Origin of the sequence: Cupriavidus pampae (assembly GCF_914271485.1) — a bacterium.
In the GTDB taxonomy this organism is placed as follows: Bacteria; Pseudomonadota; Gammaproteobacteria; order Burkholderiales; family Burkholderiaceae; genus Cupriavidus; species Cupriavidus pampae.
Genome location: NZ_CAJZAG010000010.1, coordinates 1 through 16963 on the forward strand (window position 1 = coordinate 1; position 16963 = coordinate 16963).

At 63.2% G+C, this 16963-nt stretch carries 16 protein-coding genes; 5 read left to right on the forward strand and 11 right to left on the reverse strand.

Going from position 1 to position 16963, the window contains the following annotated elements; all coding sequences use genetic code 11:
- On the forward strand, positions 1 to 1542 hold a 1542-nt coding region (locus LDO41_RS24000; RefSeq protein WP_223992859.1), incomplete at its 5' end, for a hypothetical protein.
- A 1635-nt stretch (positions 1543 to 3177) separates the two neighbouring features.
- On the opposite strand, the gene flgL is transcribed toward LDO41_RS24000, so the two are convergent.
- From flgL to flgB, 11 genes are all read right to left on the reverse strand, one after another.
- On the reverse strand, positions 3178 to 4401 hold the full coding sequence (gene flgL / locus LDO41_RS24005) for a flagellar hook-associated protein FlgL (RefSeq protein ID WP_223993406.1): 1224 nt from the start codon (positions 4399 to 4401) through the stop codon (positions 3178 to 3180).
- 36 nt (positions 4402 to 4437) lie between these two features.
- Positions 4438 to 6354, reverse strand: a complete 1917-nt coding sequence (gene flgK, locus LDO41_RS24010) for a flagellar hook-associated protein FlgK (RefSeq protein WP_223992861.1) — start codon at positions 6352 to 6354, stop codon at positions 4438 to 4440.
- A gap of 240 nt (positions 6355 to 6594) precedes the next feature.
- Entirely contained in the window at positions 6595 to 7608 is a 1014-nt protein-coding gene (gene flgJ / locus LDO41_RS24015) for a flagellar assembly peptidoglycan hydrolase FlgJ (protein ID WP_223992863.1), read from the reverse strand.
- The gene (locus LDO41_RS24020; protein ID WP_290370914.1) at positions 7608 to 8852 is read right to left on the reverse strand and encodes a flagellar basal body P-ring protein FlgI; all 1245 of its coding nucleotides are present in this window, start codon (positions 8850 to 8852) and stop codon (positions 7608 to 7610) included. Before LDO41_RS24020 ends, flgJ begins: the two co-directional genes overlap by 1 nt.
- A 7-nt stretch (positions 8853 to 8859) precedes the next feature.
- Positions 8860 to 9564 carry a flagellar basal body L-ring protein FlgH gene (flgH, locus tag LDO41_RS24025; RefSeq protein ID WP_223992864.1) on the reverse strand — a complete coding sequence of 235 codons (705 nt, stop codon included), beginning with the start codon at positions 9562 to 9564 and terminating at the stop codon, positions 8860 to 8862.
- 5 nt (positions 9565 to 9569) lie between these two features.
- Positions 9570 to 10355, reverse strand: coding sequence for a flagellar basal-body rod protein FlgG (gene flgG, locus LDO41_RS24030; RefSeq protein ID WP_223992867.1), 786 nt, complete (start codon positions 10353 to 10355; stop codon positions 9570 to 9572).
- Between the two features lie 46 nt (positions 10356 to 10401).
- Entirely contained in the window at positions 10402 to 11145 is a 744-nt protein-coding gene (gene flgF, locus LDO41_RS24035) for a flagellar basal-body rod protein FlgF (RefSeq protein WP_223992869.1), read from the reverse strand.
- Positions 11146 to 11164: 19 nt separating this feature from the next.
- Entirely contained in the window at positions 11165 to 12400 is a 1236-nt protein-coding gene (gene flgE, locus LDO41_RS24040; protein ID WP_223992871.1) for a flagellar hook protein FlgE, read from the reverse strand.
- A 77-nt stretch (positions 12401 to 12477) separates the two neighbouring features.
- Positions 12478 to 13143: a flagellar hook assembly protein FlgD gene (locus tag LDO41_RS24045; protein WP_223992879.1), complete on the reverse strand. Its 666-nt coding sequence runs from the start codon at positions 13141 to 13143 to the stop codon at positions 12478 to 12480.
- 39 nt (positions 13144 to 13182) lie between these two features.
- Positions 13183 to 13590, reverse strand: a complete 408-nt coding sequence (gene flgC, locus LDO41_RS24050) for a flagellar basal body rod protein FlgC (RefSeq protein WP_223992886.1) — start codon at positions 13588 to 13590, stop codon at positions 13183 to 13185.
- Positions 13591 to 13615: 25 nt separating this feature from the next.
- Positions 13616 to 14023, reverse strand: a complete 408-nt coding sequence (flgB, locus tag LDO41_RS24055; protein ID WP_223992887.1) for a flagellar basal body rod protein FlgB — start codon at positions 14021 to 14023, stop codon at positions 13616 to 13618.
- A 207-nt stretch (positions 14024 to 14230) separates the two neighbouring features.
- Here flgB and flgA point away from each other — a divergent pair, with 207 nt between their 5' ends.
- From flgA to LDO41_RS24075, 4 genes are all read left to right on the forward strand, one after another.
- Entirely contained in the window at positions 14231 to 14980 is a 750-nt protein-coding gene (gene flgA / locus LDO41_RS24060) for a flagellar basal body P-ring formation chaperone FlgA (protein ID WP_223992888.1), read from the forward strand.
- 211 nt (positions 14981 to 15191) lie between these two features.
- Complete coding sequence (gene flgM, locus LDO41_RS24065; RefSeq protein ID WP_223992891.1) at positions 15192 to 15509, forward strand: flagellar biosynthesis anti-sigma factor FlgM; 318 nt, start codon at positions 15192 to 15194, stop codon at positions 15507 to 15509.
- 5 nt (positions 15510 to 15514) lie between these two features.
- On the forward strand, positions 15515 to 15979 hold the full coding sequence (locus LDO41_RS24070) for a flagella synthesis protein FlgN (RefSeq protein WP_223992892.1): 465 nt from the start codon (positions 15515 to 15517) through the stop codon (positions 15977 to 15979).
- Between the two features lie 187 nt (positions 15980 to 16166).
- A complete protein-coding gene (locus LDO41_RS24075; RefSeq protein ID WP_223992893.1) occupies positions 16167 to 16841 on the forward strand; it encodes a response regulator transcription factor in 675 nt (224 codons plus the stop codon).
- The last annotated feature ends 122 nt before the right edge of the window (positions 16842 to 16963 follow it).

The window sequence follows — 16963 nt, forward strand, 5'->3', positions numbered from 1 at the left end:
TGGTTGATGTCATGCGCAACGCCAATCCTGCCTTCCGGTTCGCTCGGTCACGTTGCCGAAATCACCGGTCACGATCCCGAAACGGCCGGTCACGTTCGGCCGAAATACGCAAAAATCGCTCAAGAACGTCTGCGAGACTTCGACCGGGTGCTCGCCTGCCAGATCATCAACCTCGGCGAAACCGACCTCAATCGGCTCCGAACGGCGCCCGACATCTTAGATGGGTTGCAACTCGACCTCAGTCGAACCGCGTTGCTCTATGCATTGGGTCACGAAGAGCTCCTGCGGTCCGATGGGTCGATCCCTGCCGAGCAGACGCCCTCCGAGGTGACCGAGCTGTTCCATAGGCTGGCAGACCAACCGGCTGCGGACGCTTTATGGCGTCCCGCTGTTTTCAACGCTGCGGGCAAGCAGCGCTTCTCAATCTCGGTGCTGGGGGTCCGCATCGATGTGGTTCACGAAGCGACGGATGCCTCGATCACGGTGGCCGAGGCCGTGGCCGGCGTCATCGAAGCGTTCTTCGCAACCGCCTATGAGCTCGAAGCCGCGGCCCATATCGAACGATTCTGCGTCCGCATTGCCGAGGCCGATATCTCAGAGTACACGGTATCGATGGACGACGATCGAACCGGACTGACTATGCGATGGCCGCGCAGCGTCGTTCCGACCCCGGCATCATCGTATAGCGCCTTCCAAGAGATGCTGATTGATGTGGCTGCGGATGTGTTCTCTTCCACCTGCCATATCAAGAACGCGAAGGAGGCGCTGCCGCGTCTGTTTGAGAATGACGCGGCAGGGGATCGCGTGGCGATGGTCGGATCCTCTTGCCTAAGCCGCGCGCGCATCTTCGGTGGCGTGGCGCGTCTCACGGACTGGGACAAGCATTCACTCAAGAGCTACGACGTGCAGGCGAGCAGGCCGCGCATCGTGCGCTCGGCCTCAGTGAGGCAACGTAACCAATCGGATGCAGGTGACGACGAGGGGTCGTCAGAACTCCCGGCGATTCATGACCATCGCGAAATGCGCGTTCGATCCGTCATCGACGTGCATCTTTGGGACCGTGCGAAATGGATCGGCGCGGCCTATGGCGATGTTGGCCCGCACGCCCCACCATGGTTCGGCCTCATGTTCACGGACGGCGAGACTGGGACGCGGATTTTTGAACGCTGGCGCGAGCGGTTCGGCAACGTGGACGCGGACGAAGAGATCTACATCAGCGTTGTACGCAGGTTCTCGGCGGAGCAGCCGACGCATTACGGGATCATCATCACGTCAAACGTGCGAGACGATGGACGCCTGTCGAGTGTCACTTCTCGCATGCATACCATGCTTCCGACGAACGATGTCAACCTGAACCGATTTCTGACCGCCTATCGGCGGAGCGGTGCGTACCTGCTGATGCCTGCGATATACGACGGTTCAGGCCAACCCGCGTTCCGTCACGACCTGTGCATCATGAAGCGAGCCTTGAGCGTAAGGGATGCGGTAGATGTCACCGCCACCGACATCGAATCGGCGTACCTGAACTGGTCACGCTCTTAGGAGTGCCGCGCCAGCTCTAGCGTCAGCAAAGGTCGCCAAGCTCAATGACTGCTTAATGGCAGACAGCGAGCGGCAACCACTGACCACAATCGCTGTGAAACGGCTTTAGACCTTGCTCCGCCAAACTTCCGATTTGAGTCGGATAGAGTGAGTCGCCGCCCGCGGGACAGCTGCCCGACTCGATCGGCTTCCCGGCCAATAGCGGTCATTTAGGCCGCGTCACCCAAGGAAGTGCGTACAGCGGCCGATGTCGTTTCGGGGCTCTCCTATCGCCCGGATCTCAGGTTCCAGCATGTTGTTGGCTTGAACGACCGCAATGGGTCGATGGCCATACGTCCAACGTACGGCGTCACGCGCTTGGATGAGATGGCTTTGAGCGATCCAGAAGGTGGTTCAATCGGAACTCCAATAAATCTCGGAAACGTGGAGGGCTTGCCACCCACCCATTTCGAACCACCTGCGCGCTCTCGATGAGTTCGGAGGGATGCAATGAAAAGTAGTTCTCGCATATAGCCCACAACCTTTCCGACTCGGTAGGAAATCTGGGCCGCAGAATCATGGCAGCTAGCCGGAAGACGTTCGCATCGCGGTGATTCAGGGGCGCGACGACACCGTGCATTGCGACGTCGATACAGAACTCAACTAGCTTTTCTTCTTCCGATCTGAATGACATTTCGTCGAGATCCGTGAGACCCAGCTGGCTCGTAGTCGGGTGAGTCGAATTGGCTAAAGACGATCGCGTTCGCAAGTCGTACTCTTCCAAACGGACGCTTGTGCAAGGCGTCGCAACGAGATTCAGTATGACCGAAGGCAGCGCAGGAAGGTTAGTTCGGCGTTGTTGTGCTTTTACTGTTATGGATTTGTAGACTTTATTGGCCGCTCACAACTTTACGCTTTGCAGGGCGTTATTGAGGGAACCAGTGATGCAAGAGGTACAAGCCTTCCTGCATTGATCAAAAATAGAGTGGGTTTCGGCTGGTCCGGAAAACCCGATGCCCTTGGCTCTCTTGGCAAACGGCCAGAAGACGAACGCCATGGCAGGCGACCACTTCGGGTGATGACAAAGGCTGTATTCAGTTCTTCGAGATACCCGGCGCGAGTACACACCGAAGTCGCGATTCAGAGCCTAGTCACCTGCCGCCAAGTGTTTCTGGGCAATCCGACGGGTCAATCTGACCAACTATTATGCGAAGTGCTAACAGCTATGTTGCGGCCCAGCACCGTGTCGGCTGCGATCGCAATGGCTAGGGAAGATCGGAACGCGGGGCGCCCAAGCGAGGAACTTCACGCGCCAAAATCTGACATCGGTGAGCGAGAGGCAATCCTGGAGCATGCGCGGACGCAAGTCGAGATCGAACGTACGTGCCGCATACATAACGCTGGATTAGCGCAAAAACAGTCTCGAACTTCGGATGCTCTATGCGTTACGCATTGGCCAGAGTAAGTAGCCCGTATGGAAACGCATCAGGACTAAGCGGGTCCAATGGTGCTTTTACAATAAAGACGCAAAACCCGCGCCCAGTAAGGCAGCGCGGTTGGCGGGAGGTACCATTTTCACGACTTTATTGTCGCGAATTTCATGACTTTATTGTCAGATCACAATGATTGAACAGGGCCCTCAGGCCCGCGTCACTCTTACAGGAATCGGAACAGGTTCATCCCTTGAATCTGCATGAACGATTGCTGCGCACCTTGCAGTGCCGTCGAGCGTTGGTAGAACTCGCTGATCGCCGCCGGGATGTCGAGGTCTTCCAGGCTGGAGCGCGTAGCCTCGTTGGTCAGGTCGCGGTTGGTGCCGATGGTATCGAGCGAGTCCAGTTCCTGCATGCGCGAGCCCACCGACGAGCGTACCGTCAGCACGTTGTCGAGCGAGTTCGAGAACTGGCGGATGCCGGTAGCCAGCACGTTCTGCAGCCTGGCGTTGTCCGTGCCCGTGTTCATCGGCTGCTTGAGCGTGTCGATCACGGTCTGCAGGTTCGCGAACATGTCCGCGCCGGCTTGCTGCGCGGGCTTGATGGTCATGCTGTCGCCGGTCACGGGCGTGCCCTTGACCGAGAACGACACGCCGCCCACCGAGATCGGGGTGTCTTCGATGTAGTCGATCGGGGCACCGACCACGGGCGGCACCGCGCTGTTGTCGGTGATCGTGTACTGCATACGCCCCGCGCCATTCGGCGCGAAATTGAGCGTGAAGGAATGGCCATAGGCCGGGTCACCCGGGTTGGCAGCCGACACCGCGCTGTACGTGGCGGTACCCGCATTGGCAGCATTGCCCTGCAACACATAGCCAGCGTTGGCAGTCACGCTCTGGAAAATCTCCGCGCCGTTGTTGCCAGCTTGCATCTGACGGGCCACATCGACCTGCAGCAGCTGGTGACCGGTATCGCCCTGGTACACCGCGCCACCCGCGGCGTTCTTCGCGAACGGTACGGTGCTGCTCTGCAGACCCGCGAACAGGTAGTTGCCGTTGCCATCGTCGGCATTGGCGAGACCGAGCAGTTGGTCATACTGACCTTGCAGAGCCGTGGCCAGCGAGGCGCGATCGGTGTCGGACATGGTGCCGTTACCGGCGTTGACGAGCAGCGTCTGGATATTCTGAATGGTCGTGGTGACCGTCTTCAGCGTGTTCTCTTCGAGTCCGAGCGTGGAGTTGGCCTGCTTGCGCGAGGTGGCGTACTGCCCGTTGACCGAGGCGGCAAGTTTGACGCCGAGCACGCGGGTTGCCGCGACGGGATCGTCGGAGGGGCTCAGTACGCGACGGCCCGTGCCCAGCTGCTGCTGCACGTGCAGAAGCGCGGACTGCTGGGTGTTCATCGACGACAGGCCCTGGGTGTACAGGGTGGAGCTGGCTACGCGAATCATGGCGATGTTCCTTCAGTTCCGTGGGTTCTGCCGTCAGTTACCGATACCGATCAGGGTGTCGAAGATGTTGCTCGCCGTCTGGATCACGCGCGCGTTGGCCTGATACAGCTGCTGAAACTGCAGCATGTTGACGGTCTCTTCGTCCATGTTCACGCCGGAGATCGACTGCTGCGAGTTGTAGATCTGCGTAGTCACGCTGTCCTGCGAGGTGGACTGGATCTTGATCGATTGCGCCTTGCTGCCAACGTCGTTGACCAGCTGGGCGTACGCGTCATTGAAGCTCGCCACACCATTGATGGTCTTGGCGGTCTGCAGCTTGGCCAGCGACAGCATATTGCCGTTGTCCGACACCGCGCCGGAGTTGTTCGACAGCGTGATCGTGTCGCCGTTGGCGGGCGTGCCGCTGAAGCTGAACGTCATGCCGTTGAGCGTGTAGTCCGTGTTGGGGCCGTTCGGCGTTCCCACCGGCTGCGGAGCCAGCGGCGTACCGGTGGCATCGGCAAACGTGTAGGTCGACGTGGTGCTGTTCCACGTGGCGGTGATCTTGCCGGTGAACAGTGTGAACGGCTGCGCGACGTTGGTCAGCTTGGCTGCAGCGTTGCCGGCATTGCCGGTAGCGGCATCGGCGCGCGCCGGCGAGGCGGCGGCGATCTTGGCCGGGTCGCTGATCAGCACGTCGAAGCTCGCCGCGGCATTGCGCGTCGGCTGGATCTCGAACGAATCGTTGGCAGCCATGCCGGCGCCCACGTTCACGGTGAAGCCGTCAGCGGTGAGCGTCATCGGCGCGGCGCCACCTGCCGTGGCCACCACCTTGTTGTCCGACTTACGCAGCAGCGAGTAGTTGGTGCCATCGAACTTCAGCGTGTAGTCGCTGGTCGTCAGCGCACCCGAGTTGGTGATCTGCGCGGAAATCGTCGCGGTACCGGTGTTGCCCTGCTTGCCGTAGACGGTCGGGCCGCCAATCGCGAACAGGTCGGTGCCGACCGCGCCGTTCAGGTCCACACCAAGCTTGTGCTGATCGTTGAACGCCTGGCCCAGCGCGATCGAGATGCGGCCAATCGAGTTCTGCGCGCTGTCCAGCGTATCGCTGCGGAATGCCAGCAGGCCGCCGAGCGAACCGCCATTGATCGCGCCAGCATCGGCTTCCTGCAGCGCGCCGTTGGGCAGCGTGAAGGCGATCTCGGTGCGGCTGCCGTCGGTGGCGGACTGCACTGCCTTGAGGTTGTACGAATCGGAACCCATCACCAGCGGCTGGCCGTTGGCGGTCAGGATGTTGTACGAGGTACCGCCATCCTGCACCACGACCTTGGCGCCGATCAGCCCGTTGAGCTCCTGCACCAGCTGGTCGCGCTGGTCGAGCAGGTCGTTGGGCGGCTGGCCGCCAGCCTGCGCGCTCATGCGCGTGATCTGGGTGTTCAGCTTGGCGATCTGCGCGGTGTAGGTGTTGACCTGATCGACCGTGGTGGAGATCTGCTGGTTCACACCGTCCTGCAGTTGCTTGAAGTAGCTGCTGGCGGACTTGATCTGGCCGGAGAGCGCCTGCGCTGCGGACAGCATGCCCTGACGCGTTGCCGGGTCGGCGGGCGTGTCGGACACAGCCTGCACGGAGGCGAAGAACTTCTGCATCAGCGGCGCGAGGCCACCCTTCTGATCGGCGAGCAGGTCGTCGATCTGGGAAATCTGATCCGAGTATGCCGACAGCTGCGCGCTGGCGGAGGTCGCGCCACGCAGCTGGTTGGTCAGGAACGAGTCGTACACGCGTTGCACGGACAGCGTGTTGGAGCCCTGGCCGTAGAAGCCGGAGCCGCGGATCTGGCCACCGGCCGAGGCGATGATGGTGTTCTGGCGCGTGTAGCCTGCCGTGGCGGCGTTCGCGAAGTTGTGGCCGGTCGTCGACAGGGCGTTCTGCGCGACGTTCAGGCCCGAAAGACCGATATTGAAGAGAGACATTTGCTCTGACCCCGGATCGTTTAGCTACGCTCGGCACACGGCCGAGAGCGGTGAATGTGCTAGATAACGGCAAAAGGACGGCGGGACTTTAGCGACGCTTCCGGTCCTTTTTTTGTTAGTGTTTATTACGGTTCGAAGCTAATTCCCAGCATGAAGACGTCAATTGCAGGCGTGATAACGCCCTTCTCGCGCATAGCGGGAGAAGGGCGAGCGAAACGTCTCCGCGTTGCGCGATGACGGCTACGTGGACACCTTCTTCATGATCCGCACGAGCTTCTCGCCATACGCCGGGTCGGTGGCATAGCCCGCGCGTTGCAGGCCATGCGCCGCCTCATCGGCGTTGTTGGCGGCGACCACGCCCGCATAGCGCGGGTTGGTCGTCAGCAGGCGCGCGTAGTCAGCGCACGCTTCGTCGTACGAGCCATAAGCACGGAAGCGAGCGCGCACCTTCTGCGGCTGGCCGTCCACGTATTCGGTCGTCATGACTTCCGCCACCGGGCCGCGCCAGTTCGCGCCGGCCTTGATGCCGAACACGTTGAACGTGGTGCTGCCGTCGGCGTTGGTGATCTCGCGGCGGCCCCATCCCGACTCGAGCGCGGCCTGGCCGACGATCAGCTTGGCCGGGACGCCGCTGGCGCGGGAAGCCGCCATGGCCGGTGCGGACATGCGGTTCACAAAGTCGCTGATATGGGCGGGCGAGTCGTCGGGCAACTGGCCGAGGTCGGTCTGACCGCCCTGCCATTCGCTCGCGGACCGATACTGGCGCACGCCAGTGCCCGGACTCCACGAGCCGCCCTGCAATACGGTACCGACCGGCGGCGGGCCGTCGGCATCGGTGGCGCCGCGGCTGTCAAGCATTGATGCCAGTTGCGCGTTCTGCGCGCTGGCGGCGGCCTGAGCGCCGGTCACGCCAGGCGTCACCGCTGGCACCTGCACACCCGCGGCACGCGCGAGCTGGCGGTACATGACATCGGCCAGACCCACGCCGCGCGCGGACATCTGCTGCGACAGCTGCTGGTCCATCATCGACATGTACAGCTTGGTCTGCTGGCTGTCGAGCACGCCATCCTGCGGCGTGGCGTCGCGCATGCTCTTGAGCACCATCTGCGTGAACACGGCCTCGAACTGCTTGGCCGCGGCCTTCAGCGTCTGGTCGTTGTTGCCCGCGCGCGCCTGGTTCTTGAGCGCCTCGAAACCCTGCGTATCGAGCGCGAAGCGTTGCGAGATATCGCCAGCGGCGGTGTCCAGCGCCATCAGATGATCTCCAGTTCCGCGCGCAGCGCGCCAGATGCGCGCATCGCTTCGAGAATCGTCTGCAGATCGGCCGGCGTCGCGCCCAGTGCGTTCAGGCCCTTGACCACCGCCGCCAGCGAGGCGCCGGCCTTGACGATCTGCAGCGAACCGCCGCCCTGCTTGAGGTCGATCTGCGATACCGGTGCGACCACCGTCTGTCCGCCACTGAACGGCGCGGGCTGACTGATCACCGGCTGCGTGTTGATGACGATGGAAAGGTTGCCATGCGCGATCGCGCAGTCTTCTACCGTCACGGCCTGGTTCATCACGATGGAACCGGTGCGTGCGTTGAGGATGACCTTGGCGGGGCCGCGCGCGCGCGTGATGTCGATGTTCTCGATGCGCGCAAGAAAGTTCACGCGCTCGGTGGGCGTCTGCGGCGTGCGCAGCTGCACCACGCGGCCATCGACAGCCTGTGCCACGCCGGGGCCCATGGTGCGGTTGATGGCCTCGATCACGCGCTCTGCCGTGCCGAAGTCCGTGTCCTTGAGTTCGAGGTTCAGGTAGCCGCCTTCGGGCTGGAACGACGGCACCGCGCGCTCGACCACACCGCCGTTGGCGATACGGCCCACCGCGAGCTGGTTGACCTGCACCTTGCTGCCATTGGCCGAGGCACCCGCGCCGCCGACCAGCATGTTGCCCTGCGCGATCGCGTAGACCTGACCGTCAGCCCCCTTGAGCGGCGTCATCAGCAGCGTGCCGCCGCGCAGGCTCTTGGCATTACCCATCGACGACACCACCACGTCGAGCTGGCTGCCCGGCTGCGCGAACGGCGGCAGCGTGGCGGTGACCATCACCGCGGCCACGTTCTTGAGCTGCATGTTGCGGCCCGCCGGCAACGTGATGCCGAGCTGGGACAGCATGTTGGTCAAGCTTTGCGTGGTGAACGGCGTCTGCGTGGTCTGGTCGCCGGTGTTGTCCAGGCCTACGACCAGGCCATAGCCGACGAGCGGGTTGTCACGCACACCCTGAAAGTTCACCAGGTTCTTCAGGCGCTCGGCGCGCGCGCTGCCCATGCTCGCGCCGAGCAGCAATGCCACCATCAGCGCGAAGATCAGCACGCTCGTCAGTGCCGCAAGGAAGACCGCGCGATCGACGGGGCGACCGGTGGGGCGACCGGCAGGGTGACCCGCGCGGGAGAACAGGCCGGGCGGGATGCCCAACGGCGAGCCCGGCTTCTGGAGATGCGTCGGAGGCAAAAGCATGGCGGGATCAGTACGGTAAGACATTGAGGAAGAAGCGCTGGAGCCAGCCCATGTTCTGCACTTCGTCGATATACCCCTTGGCGGTGTACTCGATGCGCGCATCCGCCACTTGCGTGGACGGCACTGCGTTGTCGCCGGTGATCGTGCGCGGATTGACCACACCCGAGAAGCGAATGAACTCCGCTCCCTGATTGATGGCCATCTGCTTTTCGCCGGACACCACCAGATAACCGTTCGGCATGACCTCGAGCACGGTAACGGTGATGGTGCCGTTGAATGTGTTGGCCGCCGACGCGCCGCCGCTGGCCTTCATGCCGTTGGCACCGCTGATGTCGGCGTTCTGTGACGAGCTGAACAGCCCGCCAAACGCCTTGGGCACCGCGTTGAACGCGAGTGCGGTGTTACCCGTACGGCTTGCGTTGGTTCCCGAGGCCTTGGTGGCGTTGACGTTCTCGTTGATCACAATCGTCAGGATGTCGCCGACGTTGCGCGGGCGACGATCCTCGAACAACGGATTGCCCGCGTACGACGCCTGGAAGATGGAGCCGGACGGTGCCATCACGTTGCGTTGCTCGGCGCGCGCGGAGGTCGGCAACTGCACCAGCGGCTCCTTGGGAATCAACGCGCAGCCACCGGCGGCCAGCACGGCGATGCCGGCCAGGCAATACAGCGCGAACGTGCCCATGCGGGACACCATGGTGGCTTGATTCATGATCATCATCCCATCTGGGTCAGGCGCTGCAGCATCTGGTCAGACGTCTGCACGGCCTTGCTGTTGATCTCGTAAGCGCGTTGGGTCTGGATCATGCTGACCAGCTCTTCCACCACGTTCACGTTGGACGATTCCACATAGCCGCCCTGCAGCGTGCCGGCGCCGTTCAGGCCGGGCACCGACGTGTTCGGCGCGCCCGACGCGTCGGTCTGCGCGTACATGTTCTCGCCCAGGCTTTCGAGGCCGGTCGGGTTCGGGAACGTGGCCAGCTGGATCTGCCCGACATTGACCGCATTGGTCTGGCCCGGCGTGGTCACGGTCACGGTACCGTCGCGCGCGACGGTCAGCGAGGTGTAGTTGGCCGGCAGCGTGATGGCCGGGTTCAGCACGAAGCCGCTCGACGTGGTCAGCTGGCCGTTCGGGTCCACCTGGAACGAACCGTCACGCGTGTACGACGTGGTGCCGTCCGGCATGGTGACCTGGAAAAAGCCCTGGCCGATGATCGCGACATCGCGCGAGTTGCCGGTCTGTTGCGGGTTGCCTTGCGTGTGGATACGTTCCGTGGCGACGGGACGCACACCGGTACCCAGCTGCATGCCCGAGGGCAGCACGGTCTGGTCGGACGACAGCGCGCCAGGCTGGCGGATCGTCTGGTACATCAGTTCCTCGAACACCGCGCGGCTGCGCTTGAAGCCCGTGGTTGCCACGTTGGCCAGGTTGTTCGAGATCACGTCCATCTGCGTCTGCTGCGCATCGAGACCGGTCTTGGCAATCCAAAGAGAGCGGATCATGTTGTTCCTTGTGTATCTGTGGTGAGCGTGGCGGCTGCTGCGCGCGTCAGTTGTTGCCCAGCAGCGAGTTCGCGCGCTGGTCGTTCGAATCCACGCCGGAGATCATCTTCATTTGCATCTCGAAGCGGCGCGCGTTGGCGATCATGTCCACCATCGCTTCCACGGGATTCACGTTGCTGCCTTCCAGCGCGCCCGAGACGACTTTCACGCTCGGGTCCGCCTGCAGCGGGTCCGCGCCCTGGCGCAGACGGAACAGACCGTCGTCGCCACGCGCGAGAGAATCGGGCGGTGCGTTGACCACGCGAATGCGGCCAATCTGCGCGAGGCCATTGGGCTGATCGCCCGGGCCCCGCGCCACCACGCTGCCATCGCTGCCGATGGTCAGCTGTGCGTTCTGCGGAACCGCCATCGGACCGCCTTCGCCGAGCACCTGCAGACCCGTGGAGGTCTGCAACTGGCCGTCGGCCGACACCTGCAGCGAGCCAGCACGCGTGTAGGCTTCGGAGCCGTCCGGCAGTTGCACTGCCAGCCAGCCGTTGCCCGTGAACGCGACATCCAGATCGCGGCCGGTGTAGGTGAGCGGGCCCGCCTTCATGTCCGCGCCCGGTGTGGATGCGAGCGTGAAGGAACGGGTCTGCGTTTCCGGCCCCGTGACCGGCACCGCGCGATACATGTTGATCTGCGCGCGGAATGCCGGCGTGGAGGCGTTGGCCAGGTTGTTCGATACCGCGGCCTGCTGGTCGAGTATCTGCTTGGCGCCCGAGAGGGCGGTATAGATCAGGCGATCCATGGCGGTCCGTCGGCGCGCGTCAGATGTTCACCAGGGTCTGCAGGACGGTGTCCTGCGCCTTGATGGTCTGCGCGTTGGCCTGGTAGTTACGTTGCGCCACGATCAGGTTCACCAGTTCGCCGGAAAGGTCCACGTTGGACTGTTCCACGGCGTTCGACTGCAGCGTGCCCATCGAACCGCCGGCCGAGCCGAGCAGTTCCTGACCCGACGAGCCAGTGGCGGACCACACGTTGTTGCCTTCCGGCTTCAGGCCTTCGGCGTTGGCGAAAGCAGCCAGCGCGATGGTGCCCAGCGAACGGGTCTGCTCGTTCGAGTACGAGCCCTGGATGCTGCCATCTGCCTGCACGCTGAAGCCAAGCAACGCGCCCGATGCATAACCGTTCTGCACCAGCGACTTCGGATCGTTGTCGGCGCCGAACTGCGTGGAGCCGGCGAGGTTCAGCGTCATGTTCATCGCGGCGGCGCCATTGGCGGCCGGCAGCGTCAGCGCCGGGTTGGCCGGCGTGGTGGACTGCATCACACCGGCGTTGTCGAACGACATCGTCACCGGCGAGCCGGCCACGATGTTGCCGTTGGCGTCCAGTACGCGCATGGTCCAGTCGGTACCGCCCGGCACGGTCGGCGCGGCGGCCGACTTCGAGAAGTACGCGGTCAGCTGCACCTTGTTGCCGAGCGAATCGTACGTCGTAATCGGCGTGGTGTAGTTGTACATGTCCTTGGTCGGCAGCACGGCCGGGGCCGGCGGCGCGGCCGGCGTCGTGGCGAACGCGGTGGTCGGCACGGTGCTGCGCGAGTCCAGCTGGAACTGCGCGGTGATCTGCGTGCTCGCCTGCGGCGGCAGTTGCGCGTTGCTGATCGTGATCGGCTGCGGCACACCCGTGGTCTGACCAGCCGGGTAGCCCGTCACCTGCAGGCCGCTGGCGTTGACCAGACGGCCGTCCGGCAGCTGCTGCAGCTGGCCGTTGCGCGAGTAGTAGACCTGGCCTTCTTCATTGACGAGGCGGAAGAAGCCGTTGCCGTTGCTGATGGCGGTATCGAGATTGCGCCCCGACGCGGCGATATTGCCGTTACCGAACGATTGCACCACCGAGTTCACGCGCACGCCCAGACCGATCTTCGAACCGGCGTAGACGTCGGCGAACTGCGCCGTCGAGGCCTTGAAGCCAACCGTGTTCGCGTTGGCGATGTTGTTGCCGATCACGTCCAGGTTGGACGCCGCGGCGTTAAGACCGCTTACCCCTTGACCAAAACCCATGACTTTCCCCTTTTAAGGCTGTCTTTCGATATCTGCCCGCACTCGTATGCGGACCGGGTGAAGAATCTGAAACCGACTTACGAGATGCGGCGGACGTCGTCCACGTTGGCGGTGGTACCGTCTTCGAGGTTGACCAGCACACCGGTGCTGTCGCCACTGATGCCTTGCACCTTGCCGAAGACCAGTGCGATCGGACCCACGTCCTTGCCAGCGGCAGTAGCCGTGACCTTGAACTTGTATTCGCCGTCGGGCACCGTGCCGCCCTGGTCGTTCTTGCCGTCCCACGCGATGTCGTGCACGCCCGCGGTCTGGCCCTTCATATCGATGGTGCGAACCACATTGCCGTTCGCGTCCAGCACCTGCACCTGTACCGAATCCGCAGTGCTCGGAATGTCCACGCCGATCTTGCCCGGCACGCCTTCGTCCACGTTGACCTTGGCGCCCGGCACCATCACGGTGTGGCCGATCAGGTTCGCGGAGTCCAGCGCGCGGCTGGCCGCGGTCTGCGACAGCAGCGCGTTCAGCGTCGAGTTGACGTTCTGCAGGCCGCTCACCGTGCTGATCTGCGCGAGCTGCGAAGTCAGCTGCGAGTTGTCCATCGGATTGAGCGGATCCTGGTTGTTCATCTGCGTGACCAGCATCTTCAGAAAGTTGCTCTGGATGTCTGCCGCGCTTGCGCTGCCGCCAGCAAGGGCGCTGTTGAGGGCTGCGGTGTCGTTGCCAACGCTCGAAGTCGAAGTCATTGTTGTTCTCGGCTAGTTCTGGAGAGAAATTCGTTCACATCACTGACCGATGGTCAGCGTCTTGAGCATCATGGTCTTCGCGGTGTTGAGCACCTCGACGTTGGCCTGATACGAACGCGAGGCGGAGATCATGTTGACCATCTCCTCCACGGGGTTCACGTTCGGCATCGTTACGTAGCCATTGGCATCGGCCAGCGGATGCGCGGGGTTGTGGATCTTCCGCGCCGGCGATGGGTCTTCCATCACGCCTTCCACCTGCACGCCGCCCACATCGCTCTGACCCGGCGTCGGCGCCATGCCAAAGATCACCTGCTTGGCGCGATACGGCTGGCCGTTGGGCGCCACCGCGCTGTCCGCGTTGGCGAGGTTGGACGCCGTCACGTTCATGCGTTGCGACTGGGCCGCCATGGCGGAACCCGACACGTCGAAGATATTCATCGAAGGCATTCGCTAGCTCCTTGGCTCTCGATTCTTAGCTCTGAATCGCGGCGAGCATCGTCTTGATCTTGCCGCTGACCACCGTGAGGCCCATCTCGTAGTGCACGGTGTTGTCAGCGAACGCGACGCGCTCGGTGTCCATTTCCACAGTGTTGCCGTCGATGCTCGACTGCAACGGAATGCGGTACTGCAGGTCGTCGTCATTCGACGCCGGCGCCTGCGCGGGCAGGTGACGCGTCTGCGTGGTGGAGAGCGACAGGCCCTCGTTGCGCCGGCCGCGTTCCACCGATTCGGACAACTTGCTCGCGAAATCGAAGTCGCGTGCCTTGTAGCCCGGCGTGTCCGCGTGGGCAATGTTGGAAGCAATCACCGATTGCCGCTGGGTCCGCAAGCTCAGCGCATCCTGTTGGAAGCGCAATGCCGCATCGAGTCTGTCGATCATGTCTGTCTGCCTTTAGCTTCAGGGAGAGACACCCCGTTCCGGACGCGTACGGTCAAGAGGGGGCTTCTTCAGGGTTGCCATCTTAGGGGCCGGGTTGTCGAGCCAATCGTTCGAATAGGGATGGGAAATCCGCGCAATTCGCGCCGCGCTCTCGCGTGAGGCTGCCTACAATTGCCCCACGTACTCATCCTTGCTGGGATGCTTCACATGACTCGTTTTCAATTGGCTGCCAGGCTGCTAGCGCTGGTCGGGCTTGCCTTGGTGCCGCCGTTTCTCTCCGTTGCGCAAGCCGCTCCCGCGCAGGTGACACCGGTGCAGAATCCATCGGCGCCCAATCCTTTTCCGGAAGATCCCGTCCGCGGCGCGGTCGAACAATTCCTGCTGCGTCAGGCCGTCGGCTTGCCAGGCAAGGTCAGCGTGCAGGTGATTCCGCCTTCGGGCGGCCGCGCGCCGGACTGTGTATCACCCGATCCGTTCCTGCCGGCGGGCTCGGCGCCGTGGGGCCGCGTCAACGTCGGCGTACGCTGCGGCGGCGACCGGCCGTGGACGCGCTATATCCAGGCGCGGGTGTCCGTGCTGACCGACTATTACGTAGCCGCGCGCGCCATGGCACCGGGCGAGCCGATCGATCCGGCAGATCTCGAGCTGCGCCAGGGCGATCTGGCCGCGCTGCCGCGCGCCGTGGTCACGGACCCGTCGCAGGTGATGGGTGCCGTGGCGGCCAACCGCATCGCCGCGGGTTCGCCGATGCGCACCGATTTGATGCGGAAAGCCATTTCGGTCCGTTCCGGCCAGACCGTGACCGTGGCCGTAGAGGGCGACGCGTTCCAACTCACCAGCGAAGGCAAGGTGTTGGCCGATGCCGCCACGGGCACGTCGGTGCAGGTGCGCCTGCGCAGCGGTCAGGTGGTGAACGGCATCGTCCGCAGCGCTGATACGGTCGTTTTGCAGCAATAACGATCGCAACGTTTTTTATACGAAGAAGACTGATGTAGTTGCTGGAATCGCTGATGTAGTACCCGCACAACCCCGGCTTTAGGGACGGCATGCGAGAATGCGCACGCCTCCCCCAAAAAGTATGGGAAAGCGTACGTTCAGGCACTTCGCAACCCTAAAGTTCTGCGATTGCCCGTCCGTTAAGTCAGAGGAAACCAGCAAGGAATACCCCGTGAAGATCAATCAATCCACCTCGACCAGGCCGGCGGACAACGCTGCCGGCGACGCGGCCCGCCCGGCGGCTGCCGGCGCGACCCCGCAGGATCCGGCCGCGCTGACCGGCGTGCGCGTGAGCCCGCTGGCCGCGCACGTTCGCGAGATCGCCAATCGTCTGGTCAACGATACCGACGACGATATCGATACCGCCAAGGTCGAGGAGATTCGCCAGGCCATCGCCGAGGGGCGGATCAAGATCGATCCCAGCAAGATCGCCGACGGCCTGCTCGCGTCCCTGCGTGAGCTCTCCCAGGGCGATACTCAACCTACCTAGCTGATATGACCCAACAAGCCCTGATCCAGACACTGAAGCGTGAATCCGATGCCATCCTGGCGTTTGGCCGTGCCCTCGCAGAAGAGCGCGACGCACTGAAGCGCAACGACTTCCAGGCGCTGAGCGAACTGCTCAGCCGGAAGGTGGCACTGGGTCAGGCACTCTCGCGCGAAACTGCCGCGCGTGAGGCGCAGATGATCGCGCTGGGTCTGCGCGTGGGCGAAGGCGGTTTGCTGATTGGCCGCCAGGTGGATCCCACCGTCGCCGACGCATGGCGCAAGATCGTGTTCTTCGCGCACAAGGCGAAGGAATCGAACGAGGTGAACGGCGCCATCGTGGACGCCCATCTCGAATTTACGCAGGAAGCCATTCAGGTCCTGCGGCAGGGCGGCACCGAGCCCAACGAAATGTATGGCCGCGACGGCAAGTCGCAGAACCCGGCAGCAGGCGTACAGCTCGCGGCGGGTTGAACCCATACGGCCCTCGGCGTCCTGAGCCGAGGGCACGTACGAGCGTAGGGACATGCAGCAGGCGACGGAATCTTTGCCCAGGCAAGGGTCTGCACACGTGGCGTGACCAACTTGGTCCGCTTCTGATACCGTTGCAGGCCGGATTCACACATCCGGTTCATGCCGTCTATCGTCCGTTTATCGCTCAATGCCCAACACCTCATCGTCCCGCAATACGCATGGCGCGCCCGCCGTTACCGAGGCGCGCGTCGCATATATCGTTGACGATGACGACCTCGTGCGCGGCGCGCTGAGCAGCCTGCTGCGGTCCATTCATCTGGAAGTGCGCGCGTTCGGCTCGGTCGAAGAGTTCCTGGCCGCGCCGCGGCCGCCGGAGACCCCGTCTTGCCTCGTGCTCGACGTGCGGCTGCGCGGCCAGAGCGGACTTTCATTTCAGAAGTCACTGGCCGACAGCGGCGAGTCGCATATGCCGATCATCTTCATGACCGCGCATGGCGACATCGCCATGAGCGTCAAGGCGATGAAGGCCGGCGCGGTGGATTTTCTCGCCAAGCCGTTTCGCGACCAGGACATGATCGACGCCGTGGTCTCCGCGATCGAGCGAGACGCGGCACGGCTCGAGATCGAACGTTCGCTCAAGCACCTGCGCGCACGATGGGAGTCGCTGACACCGCGCGAGCGCGAGGTGCTGGAGCTCGTGGCAAAGGGCCTCATGAACAAGCAGATCGCCGACGTGATGGGCATCGCGCTGATCACGGCCAAGCTCCATCGCGGACAGGCCATGCGCAAGATGGACGCCTGCTCGGTGGCCGACCTCATGCACAAGATGCAGATGCTCGGCCACGGCAACACGGCCCGCTGATCCGGTTTTTCCGCCATCTCGCGTAGCCCACTCACACTTTGGTAAGGGGTCCGCGAACCCTCGTTTGCTGGTGCGCCGTCGCGCGCCGTGGTGTCATCCCTACCATGCCGACTGATCCATTC